The sequence below is a fragment of the Delftia sp. CH05 genome (genome assembly GCF_009827015.1).
GTDB classification, from domain to species: Bacteria; Pseudomonadota; Gammaproteobacteria; order Burkholderiales; family Burkholderiaceae_C; genus Comamonas; species Comamonas tsuruhatensis.
The window spans coordinates 141,403-155,875 of the sequence record NZ_WUMG01000005.1; the positions used below are offsets into that span (position 1 = coordinate 141,403).

A 14,473-nucleotide genomic window follows, 5' to 3' on the forward strand; every position below is an offset into this window, starting at 1 on the left:
TTTTGCGTGGTGCCGCACCCCAGCGAGAGCGCGCGCCGTCCTGGCTTTCAAGGATCTTCACGTGACCACCACTTCCTCCGGGGCGCTCGCAGCCAATGCTGCCGGCGCCAGCACAGACACGCATGCCGGCGCCCATGCCAGCCAGGTCAATGGCTACAGCTGGAAGGCCCTGGCCGGCTCGGCCGTCGGCTATGCCATGGACGGCTTCGACCTGCTGATCCTGGGCTTCATGCTGTCGGCCATCTCGGCCGATCTGCACCTCACGCCGGGCCAGGCCGGTTCGCTGGTGACCTGGACGCTGATAGGGGCCGTGTTCGGCGGCATCTTCTTCGGCCTGCTCAGCGACCGCTACGGGCGCATCCGCGTGCTGACCTGGACCATCATGCTGTTCGCCGTGTTCACGGGCCTGTGCGCCTTCGCGCAGGGCTACTGGGATCTGCTGGCCTACCGCACGATTGCGGGCATCGGCCTGGGCGGCGAGTTCGGCATCGGCATGGCACTGGCTGCCGAGGCCTGGCCTGCCCGCCACCGCGCGCGCGTCTCGTCCTATGTGGCCCTGGGCTGGCAAATGGGTGTGCTGGGTGCGGCGCTGCTGACGCCGCTGCTGCTGCCCCTCATCGGCTGGCGCGGCATGTTCCTGGTGGGCGTGATACCGGCCGTGGTGGCCTGGGTGATCCGCAACAAGCTGCACGAGCCCGAGGTCTTCGTGAAGCTCCAGCAGTCCGCCACGCCGTCGGCCCGCGTGCCGGTGCTGCAAAGCCTGAAGCTGCTGGTGAAGGACCGCGCCACGGCCAAGGTCAGCCTGGGTGTGATCGTGCTGACCTCGGTCCAGAACTTCGGCTACTACGGCATCATGATCTGGATGCCCAGCTTCCTGTCCAAGCAACTGGGCTTCAGCCTGACCAAGTCCTCGATATGGACTGCCGTGACCGTGGTGGGAATGATGGTCGGCATCTGGGTCTTCGGCCAGCTGGCCGACCGCATCGGCCGCAAGCCCAGCTTCCTGATCTTCCAGCTGGGCTCGGTCATCATGGTCGTGCTCTATTCACAGCTGTCCGACCCTACGGCCATGCTCTGGGCGGGGGCCCTCATGGGCCTGTTCGTCAACGGAATGATGGGCGGCTACGGCGCCGTGATGAGCGAGGCCTATCCCACCGAGGCGCGCGCCACCGCGCAGAACGTGCTGTTCAACATCGGCCGCGCCGTGGGCGGACTGGGCCCGGTGGTGATCGGTGCGCTGGCCATGAGCTATTCGTTCCAGGTGGCGATCGCCCTGCTGGCGGCCATCTATGTGCTGGACATGCTGGCCACGGCCTTTCTGATCCCCGAACTCAAGGGTCGCGAGCTATCCTGAGCGGTGCGGGCAACGGCCCTGCCATGCAAAGAGCTGCCGATGGCAGCTCTTTTTTTGTCCCGGGACCGGCCGGCCAGGGGCTCAGCCGCCCTCGCTGCATTCCAGGTTTTCGATGCGGTCTGCCGCCTCTCGGATGTCTTCCTGGAACATCTGGTCGCCCAGCATCACGGAAACCTGGCCCTCAAAGCCGCGCAGCTTGACCAGCGCTGCCTCGTAGCCGCCGCTGCCCATGCGCTTGAGCCCGCACAGCGCATAGAGCTTGGCCACGGGCGAGCTTCGCGGATCGTCGATCACCGACAGCAGGACGGCATTGGCCTCAGGCCGCCTGAGCATGGCCTCCAGGTGCCGCTCCGCTGGCGAAATCTCGCCGGCAAGGCCGACCAGTCCCAGGTTGAACTGCGAGGCATCCAGCGGCGCCGGGTCCAGCGGACGGGCCAGGGCCGGGGCAGACAGGAACAGGCAGATCAGGGCGGCGGACAGGGTGGTCTTCATGGCAGGGGCAAGGCCGTGTGAGGCCTGGGAGGCAGTCGCAAAGGCTCTTCGACGCAAAGCATTGCGGCAGGTTCCCCTTCGGCGCCATCGCGATCATCGACCGCCAAACAGCCAGCCTGCGACCAGCGTGCCGCCATAGAACAGGAGCAGGGTGACCGGCACCAGGTGCCAGCCCCAGACTCTGAACCACCAGTGATTGAACAGGGTCACCACGGCGCCGATGACGATGCAGATGGCCAGCGCACCCAGCCGCTGCTCCAGACTGTCCGCCACGTCCTGGGACGCGAAGAAGATGAACGCCGCGACGGACGAACACAGCAAGGCGGTGTAGAACGCCACTTTCTCTTGCCTGCGCAATTTCAGGATGCTCATGGGGGCCAGGGAGGTTTCGATGGATCGGTCGCCGGGAAAGCCTGCGCCACCGGAGCGCGCAGGTTGCGCTGCGGCACAATTTTTCGTATCCCGCCCGGGATGCGCCATAAGACCCGTCCGAATCTGCAGCCACTGCAGCGCACGCGCAACGCGCTGCGGCCTTCTCGACGCCCAATCGGCCCAATCAGCTCAATCGACCCTGTCAGGTCAGTCGTGTCAGTCGGCCACGGCCAGCACCACGGCGGACTCCGGCACCGACAGCCAGACCTTGCGTCCTGTGCGCAGCGTCCAGGGCTCGCCTTGCGCCTGCTGCGCCGCATACCCCACGCCGCTGCCGCCCCAGGGCAGCCTGGCCACCACTTCGCGCGGTCCGTCCCCCTCGGCACGGGCCAGGCGTTGCACCTTGGCAGGCCAGGCATTGGCCAGGCCCTGCGCACCGGCCAGCGGCGCCACTGGCAGCACCTGGACGGCAGTGGCCTTGCACAGCGCCATCACGGGCAGGCCAGGGGCCAGGCCCAGCAACTGGGCGCTTTCGGCGGTGATGCGAGCGGCAATGCCTGGTGCATCGCCACCGCCATCGGGCAGCATCCAGACGCGGACCTGGGCACCCTGCGCCTGCAGGGCCCCGACCCGGCAAGGCCACAGATTGCGCATGCTGGTGCGCAGGCCCAGCCCCAGTCCGGGAGCCGCCGAGGAAACGCCGGCCGGCCCGCCAAAGCGCTGCAGCACCTGTGCACGGGCCTGCTCCAGCGCATCGGCCATGGCCAGCAGGGACTGCCCGGCTGCGGTGATGCGCGCGCCGCCGCCGCCGGCGCCGCCGACCGAGCGCTCCACCAGGGCACAGCCCGCGAGATTGGTCAGCACATCCAGCGCCTGCCATGCCGCCTTGTAGCTGACGCCGGCCTCGCGCGCCGCTTGTGAAATCGAATGCCCTGCTGCGATATGGCGCAGGATGGCGAGGCGGCGGTCAGCCAGGTCATGGCCCAGCGCGGGCGCCAGATCGGAGGGTGAAGCAGGAGCGTCGGCAGTCATGCGCGACATCATGCCCGCCAAGCGTTATTTCCCGCCAAGCAAAACGCCTGCACCCTGCATGCGCATTTTCAGGTCGTTACACTGCGCTATTCACCAACGGAATAGCGAGAGACCCATGAACGTGAACCAGCCCCTGCGTGCCACCGCCTTTGCCGCCCTTGCCCTGTTGGGCGGTGTCGCTGCGCAGGCTGCCGAAGTGTCGGTGGCCGTTGCCGCCAACTTCACGGCGCCCATGCAGAAGATCGCCGCCGAGTTCGAGAAGGACACCGGCCACAAGGCCCTGCTGTCCTTCGGCGCCACGGGCAAGTTCTATGCGCAGATCGTCAACGGCGCGCCCTTCCAGATCCTGCTGGCCGCCGACGACACCACGCCCGGAAAGATCGCCAAGGAAGGCCGTGGCCTGCCCGACTCGCGCTTCACCTACGCCATCGGCCAGCTCGTGCTGTGGAGCCCCAAGCCCGGCTATGTGGACGACAAGGGCGAGGTCCTCAAGACCGGCGACTACAAGCACATCGCCGTGGCCAATCCCAAGCTGGCGCCCTACGGCACGGCAGCCATGGAAGTGCTGGACAAGCTGGGCATCACGGCCCAGGTGCAGCCGCGCATCGTCATGGGCGAGAACATCGCCCAGACCTACCAGTTCGCGGCCACGGGCAATGCCCAGCTGGGCTTCGTGGCCCTGTCGCAGGTGATGGAAAACGGCAAGCTGCGCGAAGGCTCGGCCTGGCAGGTGCCCGGCTCCATGCACGAGCCCATCCGCCAGGACGCCATCGTGCTCAATAGCGGCAAGGACAACGAAGCCGCCACCGAGCTGATGAAGTACCTGCGCGCCGACAAGGCCCGTGCCATCATCCGCTCCTACGGCTATAGCTTCTGACACCTGTTGAGGCGCGCTTGCGCGCCTTCCCTCTCTCCTGGGGAGGGGTCGGCCGGCACGGACCCGTGCTCAGCGTCGCTGAGCCGGGCCGCGCCGGTTTCGTGCGTTGAGTGAGATCCAACAGCGCTGCGAACCACTGAATTCTTCCCGCATGATTCTTACCGCCGACGACTACGCCGCCATACGGCTGACGCTGAAACTTGCCAGCGTGACCACGGTGCTGCTGCTGACGCTGTGCACGCCGCTGGCCTGGTGGCTGGCGCATACGCGCTCGCGCTGGCGCGGCCCGATTGGCGCCGTGGTGGCGCTGCCCCTGGTGCTTCCGCCCACGGTGATCGGCTTCTACCTGCTGGTGACCATGGGTCCCAACGGCCCCGTGGGGCAGCTGACGCAGGCGCTGGGGCTGAGCACCCTGCCCTTCACTTTTCCGGGCCTGGTCATCGGGTCCCTGGTGTATTCCCTGCCGTTCACGGTGCAGCCGCTGCAGCGCGCCTTCGAGTCGCTGGGCACGCGCCCCATGGAGGCCGCGGCCAGCCTGGGCGCGGGGCCGCTGGACCGCTTCTTCACCGTGGCGCTGCCGTTGGCGCGCCCGGGCTTCATCACCGCAGCCGTGCTGACCTTCGCGCACACCGTGGGCGAGTTCGGCGTGGTGCTGATGCTGGGCGGCAATATCCCCGGCGTGACGCGCGTGGTCTCGGTGCAGATCTACGACCATGTGGAGGCCATGGAGTACGCCCACGCCCACTGGCTGGCCGGCGGCATGGTGGTGTTCTCCTTCCTGGTGCTGCTGGCCCTGCACCTGTTGCAGCCGCGCGAGGAGCGCCGCGAATGATGACTGACTTCTCTCCCGTTGCGTCGGCTGGCGCCGTGCCCGCCGCGAGCCCTTCGCAAATCCTTGCTGCGCTGGCGCTGGAACGTGCCGACTTCCGCCTCGATGTGCAGCTGCAGCTGCCCGGGCGCGGCGTCACCGCCCTGTTCGGCCCCTCGGGCTGCGGCAAGACCACCTGCCTGCGCGCGCTGGCAGGGCTGGAGCGCGCACGGGGCCGTGTCGCCGTCAATGGCGAGGTCTGGCAGGACGATGCGGCCAGCCAGTGGCTGCCCACGCACCGCCGCGCACTGGGCTATGTGTTCCAGGAAGCCAGCCTGTTCCCGCACCTGAGCGTGCAGCGCAACATCGACTACGGCATGCGGCGCACGCCCGCCGAGCGACGCAAGGTGTCCCAAGAGCAGGCCGTGTCCCTGCTGGGCATAGGCCATTTGATGGACCGCATGCCCTCCACCCTGTCGGGCGGCGAGCGCCAGCGCGTGGCCATTGCGCGCGCCCTGGCCACCAGCCCCCGCGTGCTGCTCATGGACGAACCGCTGGCCGCGCTGGACGCCCAGCGCAAGGCCGAGGTCCTGCCCTACCTGGACCAGCTGCGCCGTGAACTCGACATTCCCGTGGTCTATGTCAGCCACTCCATTGACGAGGTAGCGCGCCTGGCCCAGCACCTGGTGCTGCTCAAGGCAGGCGGCATCGTCGCGGCCGGCGCCACCAGCGAACTGCTGGCACGGCTGGACCTGCCGCTGAGCATGGGCGACACGGCAGCGGCCATGCTCAGTGCGCAGATCCGGCAGCACGATCCGGATGCCCACCTGAGCACGCTGTCCTTCGACGGCGGGCGCCTTCGCCTTGTCATGGCCCGCCCGCGCCCCATCGGCGAGAGCGTGCAGCTGCGCGTGCAGGCGCGCGATGTGAGCCTGAGCCTGCAGCACCCGCAAGACAGCAGCATCCTCAACATCCTGGCGGCCACCGTGCAGGATCTGCGCGAGGACGGCCCGGGCCAGGTCATGGTCTCGCTGCAGCTGGGCCCGTCCCGCCTGCTGGCGCGCATCACCCTGCATTCCGCCCAGCAGCTGGGCATTGCGCCGGGCATGCATGTCTTCGCCCAGATCAAGGGCATGGCATTGCTGGACTGAAGCTGCGCGGCGGCACCGATATCATGCGCAGGCCGCCTGCGCGGCCCACGCCATGAACGCCACCACCGAACACGCTCCCGCACCCGCCCCGGACTCGGGCCCGGCAGATGCTGCCTGCGCCACCGCGCCCGCCATTGCCGCACTGCGCACGCATGCGGTGGTGCGCCACCGGATCGCCGATGGCGGCGCCGTCAGCCTCCAGCCCGAACCCCAGGTGCTGGCCAGCGAAGTCCCCATCGCCCTGGTGTTCAATGGCATCTCGCATGCCGTGATGATGGGTACGCCCTCGGACCTGGAAGACTTTGCGCTGGGTTTTGCGCTCACCGAGGGCATCCTGGACAGCGGCGCCGACTGCTACGGCATCGAGGTGCGGGCAGTGGCCGCCGAAGCGGCAGGCCTTCCGTCCGGCATGGACGGCATCGAGGTGCAGCTGGACGTGGCCTCGCGCTGCTTCGCGCGCCTCAAGGACCGGCGCCGCAGCATGAGCGGGCGCACAGGTTGCGGCGTCTGCGGCGTGGACAGCTTCGCGGCGCTGGACCTGTCCTTCGACCCCCTGCCCGCGCACGACTGGATCGCCCGTGTCGATGCCACCACGGTGTGCGCTGCCATCGATGCCCTGCCGCCGCTGCAGCGGCTCAACGCCGAAGCCGGCGCCGTGCATGCCGCAGGCTGGGCAGGGCTGGACGGGCAACTGACGGATGTGCTCGAGGACGTGGGCCGCCACAACGCGCTGGACAAGCTGGTCGGCCGCCTCTCGCGCACCGGCCGCCTGGGCGAGGCCGGTTTTGTCGTGCTCTCCAGCCGGGGCAGCCATGAGCTGGTGCGCAAATGCGCCAGGGTCGGCATCGCCGCCCTGGCCACCATCTCCGCTCCCACGGCCATGGGCGTGCAGATGGCCGAGCTGACCGGCCTGCGCTTCTGGGGCCTGTGCCGCCCGCCCAAGGTGGTGCTGTATGCGCCGGGCCGCACCTGACCCAATGCCCGAGTGCTGCGCCTGCGCGGCGGCAAGTTCGTAGAATCGCGGGTTCAGCCCCTGGATGTACACCATGAACCGCTGCAAGCCCCATTTCTCTGCCGTCCGCCGCCTGTGCGCCGGCGCCCTGCTCGCCGGCCTGGCCTGCGCCAGCCTGGGCGCGGCCGCGCAGGGCCTGCCCTCCAACGAGACACGCAACTTCCCGCCGCAGGCCCAGTTCGGCGAGCTGGTCGTGACCGCGCAGTTTCCCGTGGTCGAAATCGACGGCAAGACCATTCGCACCAGCCCGGGCTTTCGCCTGTTTAGCCCCGAGCGCACGCTGGTGCAGGCCATCAACTACCAGGGCAGCAAGCTCGTGGTGGGCTATGTGATCGAGCCGCAGACGCAGTGGCTGCACCAGGCCTGGATCCTGACCAAGGCCGAGGCCGACAAGCACTACAAGCCCAAGTCGATGCTGCACCGCTTCTTCAACTGAGGCCGGCGCACACCGCACGCACACGATGGATGCGGCCCGCAGCTTGCGGGGCGCAGCGGCTCGGGCCAGGGAGCACAGCGCCCGCCCTGGCCCGGCCATCTTCTTTTTTTGCAGACCGCCGCTTGCAGTGCGGCGGCTGCCTGACGGAACCCCACCATGTCCAAGAAAGTCTTTATCAAAACCTTCGGCTGCCAGATGAACGAGTACGACTCGGACAAGATGGCCGATGTGCTGGGCGCAGCCCAGGGCTACGAGTCCACCGACGACCCGGAGCAGGCCGACCTGATCCTGTTCAACACCTGCTCGGTGCGCGAGAAGGCACAGGAGAAGGTGTTCAGCGACCTGGGCCGCTACAAGCACCTGAAGGAACGCGGCGTGCTCATCGGCGTGGGCGGCTGCGTGGCCAGCCAGGAGGGCGAGGAAATCATCAAGCGCGCGCCCTATGTGGACGTGGTCTTCGGCCCGCAGACCCTGCACCGCCTGCCCGAGCTGCTCAATGCACGCGCCGCCAGGCACAAGCCCCAGGTCGATATCAGCTTTCCCGAGATCGAGAAATTCGACCACCTGCCACCGGCGCGCGTGGAAGGCTCCTCGGCCTTTGTCTCCATCATGGAAGGCTGCTCCAAGTACTGCAGCTACTGCGTCGTGCCCTATACGCGCGGCGAGGAAGTCAGCCGCCCGTTCGAGGACGTGCTGGTCGAGGTCGCGGGCCTGGCCGACCAGGGCGTGAAGGAGGTCACGCTGCTGGGCCAGAACGTGAACGCCTACCTGGGCAAGATGGGTGACACGGCCGAGATCGCCGACTTTGCCCTGCTGCTGGAATACGTGTCCGAGATCCCCGGCATCGAGCGCATCCGCTACACCACCAGCCATCCCAACGAATTCACGCCGCGCCTGATCGAGGCCTACGCTCGGCTGCCCAAGCTGGTCAGCCACCTGCACCTGCCCGTGCAGCACGGCAGCGACAAGATACTCATGGCCATGAAGCGCGGCTACACGGCCATGGAATACAAGAGCACCATCCGCAAGCTGCGTGCCATCCGGCCCGAGATGGCCATGAGCAGCGACTTCATCGTGGGCTTCCCCGGCGAGACCGAGGAAGACTTCCAGAAGATGATGAAGCTCATCCACGACGTGCGCTTCGACAACAGCTTCAGCTTCATCTTCAGCCCCCGCCCCGGCACGCCGGCCGCCAACCTGCACGACGACACGCCCCACGAGGTCAAGCTGCGCCGCCTGCAGGAGCTGCAGGCCGTGATCAACAACAACATCAAGGACATCAGCGACGAGCGCGTGGGCACGGTGCAGCGCCTGCTGGTGGAAGGACTGTCCAAGCGCGATGGCAGCGAACTCATGGGCCGCACCGAGTGCAACCGCGTGGTCAACTTCCCGGGCAACGAACGCCTGATCGGCCAGATGATCGATGTGAAGATCACCGAGGCACGCACCTTCACGCTGCGCGGCGAGGTCGTGGTGCGCCACTGATCCCAACCCGATCCCTGCGGCCCCGGTGGCCCAGCGACCTCTTGCGTAACGAAAGCCCGGCAATGCCGGGCTTTTTGCATGTAACAGGACGTGAAAACAGCCCGGCCACACTGGCCTGGCGCGGGCCGGCCCGCTAGCATCGCGGGTTGCCGCCTTGAGGTCTGTCGGCCTGCATGGCTTTTCCAGCTTCGCTTGCTTGCTATCGATTCCATGAACACCTCCCAGCCCGCCAACGCCCAGGCCATCCTTGAGGGCGAAGCCCTGCATGCCTTCATGGACCAGGCGCACGACCTGCTGCAACAGGAAGATGAAACCAGCCCCATCGCCCCGGCCGAACGCCAGGCGGCCGTCATGGAGCTGCTCTCGCAGCAGCGCTTCGCGCCGGCCACGGTGAGCGAGCTGGAGCGTCTGCACGATCTCTGGCTCGACCTGGAACGGCCCGAGACCGCCAACGCCCTGCTGCGCGAGCACCGCGATGCCACGCTGCAGCACCTGCAGGGTGACAACCACCTGCTGGCCACGGCCAGCCTGGCGCTCAGCGACATCCAGAGCCGGCTGCGCTTTGACCGCGAAGGCGGCGTGGCCCTGCTCGCGCATGCCGCCGATCTCATGGGCCGGCTGCCGCACACCGGCGAGCCCTATCGCTACTGGAATGGCTGGCACTACCTGGCCCGCGAGGCCCAGGCCTGGGAACTGGCCGAGCAAGGCGTGGACCTGCAGCGCAACCACGAGCGCAGCGACCCCGACGGCGAGGCATCCCCCGCGCGCCGCGACGCGCGTGCCAGCCTGCGCAAGGCCGAGCTGGCCCGCCTGCGCGGCGACGTGCCGGCCACCGTGCGCCATGTGCAGGCCGCCACGGCGCAGTTGGCCCTGGCAGACGCCGACCAGAACGTGGACTTCGACGACTGGCTGCACCTTGCGCGCGAAGTGCTGCCGCTGGCCCCGCAAAGCGTTCCGGCCGTGCTGATGGCGGCGCAGCAGCACCTGGCCCGCACGGAAAGCCCCGCCGCATCGCAGGCGGTGCGCGCGCACCGCAAGGTCCATGAGGCACGGCTGCAGGCCATGGCCTGCCATGCCATGGGCCAGCCAGAGGCCGCGCTGCAGCTGGCCGAGCTGGGCCGCTTCGGCCTGGTGGACGACTCCGACGACGCCTTCAGCGGCCTGGTCCTGCAATGGCTGCAAGAGGCGGGCCGCCTGGCCGATGCGGCGGACTTGGCGCTGGAGAGCGTGCTGCACAGCCGCCCCGGATCGGCCCGCCAGGGCTATGAGCTGGCACTGCGCATGGTGGACAGCGACACCGCCCACGCCCCCGCCTGGGCGCTGATCCTGGCCTGGGCGGGACTGGATTCCGACATGCAGGAGATCCTGGAAGACAGCCCGGCTGCTGCGCGCAGCGCCGACGACTACCTGGCCCTGGCGCGTGCCCAGGCGCCCGGCCATCCGCTGCTGGACATGATCGACGGCTGGCGCCTGGCCAGGAACCACCAATGGGAACAGGCCCTGCCGCTGCTCGAGCGCGGCGTGGGCGAGCAGCCCCGGCACGCCAACTCCGAGCTGCTGCCCATGCTCTGGGCCGCGCGCTTCGCCGTGCTGCCCGCCGCGCAGGCGCTGCAGCGCCCCTTTGCGCAGGGCCATGGCGCCCACTGGTGCTATGCAGCGGGCGTGACCCTGGACGACGAGGACGACCTGGCCGCCCTCATGGGCGAAGGCCGTCAGGTGCCGGACGACGAGGTGCGCGAGCCGCTGGTGCAGCGCTACTACGAAGAGGGCCTGGCCCGCTTCGAGGCCTTCTGGGCCAGCGGCCAGGGCAGGTACAAGGACGCGCACCTGCACGTCTACTCCATGCTCTGCAACAACCTTGCCATCAAGTACCGCTCGCAGCAGCGCTATGAAGAGGCTGCAGCCCTGCACCACAAGGGACTGTCCAGCAGCCCCTTCGCCGAGCACCATGACGGCCTGCTGTGGTGTGCCATCCGCCGTGATGACCGACCCGGCATCGTCACGGCGGCAGAGCAGCTGTGGCACTTCACCCAGGACTACGGCTACAGCCGCCACTGCCCCACCGACTACTTCCCCAGCGTGGCGCTGGCGCTCTACCAGCTCGGCCGCGCGGGCGAGATCGGCATCTGGCTGGAACGCCTGGACCAGTGGTTCGAGGAACTGGACGCAGACGAGCAGCGCGAACAGCGGCGCGACTACCTGGCGGCCCTGATGTCCCTGCTCGACTTCTTCTCCGAAAGCCATGGCGACGTGGTGCGCCCCCGCCTGGAGGCCCTGCTGCCCGAAGTGCGCGCCCTGGGCGAGTGCTACACGCTGCGCCGCCTGGCCTGCGCCATGGAAAGCTGCGGCCCCATCGATCAGGCCGTGGCCCTGCACCGCGAGGCCATCGCCAAGCTCACCCCCGATGACAGCGAGGCCGAGCACAAGATGGCCAGGGACGGCCTCCAGCGCTGCCTCAAGCTGCGCTCGGACAGCAAGCCCTGGTGGAAGCTGTGGTGAACCCGGGAGCCGCCACGGCAGCCAGCGCCTACCGCCCGCGCGACGTGGTCAATGCGCCGGACATCAAGCAGCGCATACGTGAGCGCAGCGCGGCGCGCGGCGACAGTCAGGAGATCGCGGCCTGGCTGGCCAACCACTTCTACCGCCACGTGATCGGCAACCTCGACGCCGATCCGCCGGCCATTCAGCCCATCTCCACGCAGGCCGAGCTGCTGCGCCTGCACCGGCGCACCGAGCCTGCCGCCTGGGCGCTGGAGCGCCTGCGCGCGCATGCGACCCGCCAGCCACCGCTACAGGACAGCCCTGCGGCCGGCGCCAGCGCACCGCTGTGGTGGGTGGAGCCTGACAGCGCCCCGCTGCTGGCGCTGGAAAGCCGGCTGCTGGAGTTCCTGTCCACCCGGCGCGGCACGGCGCTTGAGGGCAAGCTGCAGCGCATCAACTGCCCGCAGGCCCTGGCGCGCTGGACGCTGGAGCACCTGGCCTTCGCCAGAAAAAGCGAAAGCGGCTGGGCCGAGCACCGACCCGGCGCCGTGCGTCCGCTGCTGCGCGGCCAGTTGGGCGTGTTCGTGGAATTCGATGCCCAAAGCCCGGACCTGCGCGCCGAAATGGCCTATGAAAGCCAGATGATGCGGCACTGCCTGGGCCAGTTCAGCGCGCGCGGCGCGCTGCGCGGCGGCTACGGCGAGCACTACGCCGAAGCCTGCGAGCAGGGCCGGCTGCGGCTGTTCAGCTACCGCACGGGCACGGCCCAGCCGCGCATCACCGTCAGCGCCCAGGTGCTTGACGGCGGGCGGCTGCGCATCGACCAGATCAAGGGCAAGCAGAACCGCCCGCCGATTGCGCGCTACCTGGCCGACGTGCTGGCCCTGCTCAACCACCTCGATGCCGATGGCGAGGCGCCAGCGGATGCCCTGGCCATGGGCATCGTGCGCCGTCCGGCGCATCTGCTGGCCTCGGGCCACACCGGCGCCTGGTGCGCGGCCAGCGAGCTGCACACCGAAGCCGAGCAATTGTGGCTGCTCCAGGCCCACCCGGCGCTGCTGGAGCAGCTGGATATCCGGTCGCCCCTGATGCAATGGCTGGTCGCGGCACGCCGCGACACCGTGCCCGTGCCCGCCTTCGAGCGCATGCCGCGCAGCGCGGCCCTGCAGCAGTCGCTGGAGCTGGCGCGGCGCCGGGCAGGATCGCCGGGCAGGACAGGAAATCCGCGATGAACGCCTTCACTCTTGTTGTGCTGTCTGCATTGGTCTGGTGGGCAGTGCGCGCCGGCCTGCGCCGCAGGCGTTCGGCGCGCCAGCGCGGCGACTTCAGCAGCTACCGCAGCGGCGATGCGGCGCTGGACTGGGCCCTGGCCCTGGCCCATCCCATGGCCTTTCACGCCATCCAGGGCGGCTTTGCAGACCGGCAGCTCCATGGTGCCGACGACGCCCTGACCACCCAGCTGCGCCCCATGGTGCTGCACCACCTGGGCCTGCGCACCGACCTGGACGATGCCCAGATCGCACGCCAGTTGCCCGATGGCCTGCGCCAGCGCTGGTTCACGCTGGACCTGCAGCGCCTGCAGGCCGGCGACGATCCCCATGCCGCCATGGCCTTTGCCTGCGCGCGCGTGGCCTTCCACGTGCGATGTGCCTGGCTGCTGGGCTGGCTGGACGAGGCCCTGCACCAGCAGATCCTTCACCTGAACGCATGCCGCGCGCGGGATTGCTTTGACAGCTGGCAGGCCTTCGGCCAGGCCTATGCGCGGGGCCGCAGCCAATGGCTGGCCCGTGGCCGGGCCGACGTGCTGGGCCGCAGCGTGACGCCCGAGGAGGTGCAGCAATGGGTGGCCGATCCGCGCCATCCCTGGCATGCCATGCCCTGGCAGCCGCAGGCGGTGCGGTGACGGCTGCCAGGTGGCCCGGCCCTCAGCCTTCGCCGTGCACCTTGGCGAAGGTCAGGATCACCTCCCGCACCACCTGGCGTTGCGGCGCGGGCAGCCTCAGAAAGGCGTCGAAGGTTTCGCGTTCAAGATAGCCCACGCCCGGTTCCTGGCATTCGTGCTGAGGCGGCAGTGACCGCTGGGCAGGGTCGCCAAAGCGCAGCACTTCGGGCTCGATCCTGAGCAGCTCGGCCAGCAGCACCAGCTTGTCCTGCTCGGGCACGGCCTCGCCGTTGAGCCAGCGCGCAACCGCCTGGAACGAAATCGGCCGACCCCAGTAACTGGAATTGAACAGATTCAGCAGCACGCTGGGCCGCGGCTCCAGACCCGCAGCCTCGATGGCCTGGCGCAGGCGCTGTGCGAATTCGAGCTTGTTATCCATTCCGAAACCCTGGATTTCTATGGAGCTCTCATTGGACCATCGATTCAAGAGCCGGCGCCAAGCCCGGCGTCTTGCCTGGCAGGCGCTCAGGCGAAGATGCTGCGCGCCTCGGTGAAGCGCCTGGCGAAATAGGGGTTGTCCATGCGCACGCGCTGCACCGTGCCGCCGCTGGACGGCGCATGCACGAACTGGCCGTTGCCCACAAAGATGCCCATGTGCGAATAGCGCGAGCCCAGGGTGTTGAAGAACACGAAGTCGCCGCGCTGCAAGCTGCGGCTGCCCACGGGATTGCTGAACTGCGCCCACTGGGCCGTGGTGCGCGGCAGGCGGCTTTCGGTAATGCCGCCCACGGCCCACTGGATCAGGCCGCTGCAGTCGAAACCGCCGTCGGGCGAATTGCCGCCGTAGGTATACGGCGTGTTGACCACGAGCATGGTGCGCGCCAGCAGGGCCTCGCGCAACTCGCCATCCAGGTTCAGGGCCTGCGGCGAAGGAGCAGGCCCGGGACCCGCGCCCTTGCGGGGAGCAGACGAGCAGCCGGCCAGCAGCGCAGCCGCCGCCAGCAGGCCCCAGTCACGGCGAGACAGCCGCGATGCAGTCACGCGGGAAGCCGCAAGGGAAGTCGAAACGCCAGCCTTCATGGCGCCGCATG

Annotated in this window: 15 protein-coding genes; 10 read left to right on the forward strand and 5 right to left on the reverse strand. The window is 68.7% G+C overall.

Annotated elements, in window-relative coordinates; translation table 11 throughout:
- The first annotated feature begins 196 nt into the window (after positions 1 to 196).
- The gene (locus tag GRX31_RS06935) at positions 197 to 1,354 is read left to right on the forward strand and encodes an MFS transporter (protein ID WP_237426625.1); all 1,158 of its coding nucleotides are present in this window, start codon (positions 197 to 199) and stop codon (positions 1,352 to 1,354) included.
- 81 nt (positions 1,355 to 1,435) lie between these two features.
- Here the strand turns inward: GRX31_RS06935 and GRX31_RS06940 are convergent, their stop codons facing one another.
- From GRX31_RS06940 to GRX31_RS06950, 3 genes are all read right to left on the reverse strand, one after another.
- Entirely contained in the window at positions 1,436 to 1,846 is a 411-nt protein-coding gene (locus tag GRX31_RS06940; protein WP_017404479.1) for a hypothetical protein, read from the reverse strand.
- Between the two features lie 93 nt (positions 1,847 to 1,939).
- Entirely contained in the window at positions 1,940 to 2,218 is a 279-nt protein-coding gene (locus GRX31_RS06945; protein ID WP_016447980.1) for a hypothetical protein, read from the reverse strand.
- A 216-nt stretch (positions 2,219 to 2,434) separates the two neighbouring features.
- Complete coding sequence (locus tag GRX31_RS06950; RefSeq protein WP_016447981.1) at positions 2,435 to 3,262, reverse strand: TOBE domain-containing protein; 828 nt, start codon at positions 3,260 to 3,262, stop codon at positions 2,435 to 2,437.
- Between the two features lie 103 nt (positions 3,263 to 3,365).
- On the opposite strand from GRX31_RS06950, the gene modA reads away from it, so the two are divergent.
- From modA to GRX31_RS06995, 9 genes are all read left to right on the forward strand, one after another.
- A complete protein-coding gene (modA, locus tag GRX31_RS06955) occupies positions 3,366 to 4,127 on the forward strand; it encodes a molybdate ABC transporter substrate-binding protein (RefSeq protein WP_160852005.1) in 762 nt (253 codons plus the stop codon).
- Positions 4,128 to 4,278: 151 nt separating this feature from the next.
- Complete coding sequence (gene modB, locus GRX31_RS06960) at positions 4,279 to 4,959, forward strand: molybdate ABC transporter permease subunit (RefSeq protein ID WP_160852007.1); 681 nt, start codon at positions 4,279 to 4,281, stop codon at positions 4,957 to 4,959.
- Positions 4,956 to 6,086, forward strand: coding sequence for a molybdenum ABC transporter ATP-binding protein (gene modC / locus GRX31_RS06965; RefSeq protein WP_160852009.1), 1,131 nt, complete (start codon positions 4,956 to 4,958; stop codon positions 6,084 to 6,086). The genes modB and modC overlap by 4 nt, the downstream gene beginning before the upstream one ends.
- A gap of 52 nt (positions 6,087 to 6,138) precedes the next feature.
- The gene (gene fdhD / locus GRX31_RS06970; protein ID WP_160852011.1) at positions 6,139 to 7,059 is read left to right on the forward strand and encodes a formate dehydrogenase accessory sulfurtransferase FdhD; all 921 of its coding nucleotides are present in this window, start codon (positions 6,139 to 6,141) and stop codon (positions 7,057 to 7,059) included.
- A gap of 73 nt (positions 7,060 to 7,132) precedes the next feature.
- Positions 7,133 to 7,534: a hypothetical protein gene (locus tag GRX31_RS06975; protein WP_016447986.1), complete on the forward strand. Its 402-nt coding sequence runs from the start codon at positions 7,133 to 7,135 to the stop codon at positions 7,532 to 7,534.
- A 156-nt stretch (positions 7,535 to 7,690) separates the two neighbouring features.
- The gene (gene miaB, locus GRX31_RS06980) at positions 7,691 to 9,019 is read left to right on the forward strand and encodes a tRNA (N6-isopentenyl adenosine(37)-C2)-methylthiotransferase MiaB (RefSeq protein ID WP_016447987.1); all 1,329 of its coding nucleotides are present in this window, start codon (positions 7,691 to 7,693) and stop codon (positions 9,017 to 9,019) included.
- A gap of 210 nt (positions 9,020 to 9,229) precedes the next feature.
- Positions 9,230 to 11,518: a hypothetical protein gene (locus GRX31_RS06985; protein WP_160852012.1), complete on the forward strand. Its 2,289-nt coding sequence runs from the start codon at positions 9,230 to 9,232 to the stop codon at positions 11,516 to 11,518.
- A complete protein-coding gene (locus GRX31_RS06990) occupies positions 11,515 to 12,732 on the forward strand; it encodes a hypothetical protein (RefSeq protein WP_160852014.1) in 1,218 nt (405 codons plus the stop codon). Before GRX31_RS06985 ends, GRX31_RS06990 begins: the two co-directional genes overlap by 4 nt.
- Positions 12,729 to 13,403: a DUF1266 domain-containing protein gene (locus GRX31_RS06995; RefSeq protein ID WP_047217459.1), complete on the forward strand. Its 675-nt coding sequence runs from the start codon at positions 12,729 to 12,731 to the stop codon at positions 13,401 to 13,403. Before GRX31_RS06990 ends, GRX31_RS06995 begins: the two co-directional genes overlap by 4 nt.
- Positions 13,404 to 13,425: 22 nt before the next feature.
- On the opposite strand, the gene GRX31_RS07000 is transcribed toward GRX31_RS06995, so the two are convergent.
- Positions 13,426 to 13,821 carry a helix-turn-helix domain-containing protein gene (locus tag GRX31_RS07000; protein ID WP_016447991.1) on the reverse strand — a complete coding sequence of 132 codons (396 nt, stop codon included), beginning with the start codon at positions 13,819 to 13,821 and terminating at the stop codon, positions 13,426 to 13,428.
- An 86-nt stretch (positions 13,822 to 13,907) separates the two neighbouring features.
- Complete coding sequence (locus tag GRX31_RS07005; RefSeq protein WP_016447992.1) at positions 13,908 to 14,462, reverse strand: C40 family peptidase; 555 nt, start codon at positions 14,460 to 14,462, stop codon at positions 13,908 to 13,910.
- Positions 14,463 to 14,473: the final 11 nt, after the last annotated feature.

Coding starts and splice junctions, on each gene's coding strand:
- GRX31_RS06950 (WP_016447981.1), bottom strand. CDS start 3,262: ATGATGTCGCGCATGACTGCCGACGCTCCTGCTTCACCCTCCGATCTG.
- GRX31_RS06940 (WP_017404479.1), bottom strand. CDS start 1,846: ATGAAGACCACCCTGTCCGCCGCCCTGATCTGCCTGTTCCTGTCTGCC.
- GRX31_RS07000 (WP_016447991.1), bottom strand. CDS start 13,821: ATGGATAACAAGCTCGAATTCGCACAGCGCCTGCGCCAGGCCATCGAG.
- miaB (WP_016447987.1), top strand. CDS start 7,691: ATGTCCAAGAAAGTCTTTATCAAAACCTTCGGCTGCCAGATGAACGAG.
- GRX31_RS06975 (WP_016447986.1), top strand. CDS start 7,133: ATGAACCGCTGCAAGCCCCATTTCTCTGCCGTCCGCCGCCTGTGCGCC.
- GRX31_RS06945 (WP_016447980.1), bottom strand. CDS start 2,218: ATGAGCATCCTGAAATTGCGCAGGCAAGAGAAAGTGGCGTTCTACACC.
- GRX31_RS07005 (WP_016447992.1), bottom strand. CDS start 14,462: ATGAAGGCTGGCGTTTCGACTTCCCTTGCGGCTTCCCGCGTGACTGCA.
- GRX31_RS06995 (WP_047217459.1), top strand. CDS start 12,729: ATGAACGCCTTCACTCTTGTTGTGCTGTCTGCATTGGTCTGGTGGGCA.
- modA (WP_160852005.1), top strand. CDS start 3,366: ATGAACGTGAACCAGCCCCTGCGTGCCACCGCCTTTGCCGCCCTTGCC.
- fdhD (WP_160852011.1), top strand. CDS start 6,139: ATGAACGCCACCACCGAACACGCTCCCGCACCCGCCCCGGACTCGGGC.
- GRX31_RS06985 (WP_160852012.1), top strand. CDS start 9,230: ATGAACACCTCCCAGCCCGCCAACGCCCAGGCCATCCTTGAGGGCGAA.
- modB (WP_160852007.1), top strand. CDS start 4,279: ATGATTCTTACCGCCGACGACTACGCCGCCATACGGCTGACGCTGAAA.
- GRX31_RS06935 (WP_237426625.1), top strand. CDS start 197: ATGGACGGCTTCGACCTGCTGATCCTGGGCTTCATGCTGTCGGCCATC.
- modC (WP_160852009.1), top strand. CDS start 4,956: ATGATGACTGACTTCTCTCCCGTTGCGTCGGCTGGCGCCGTGCCCGCC.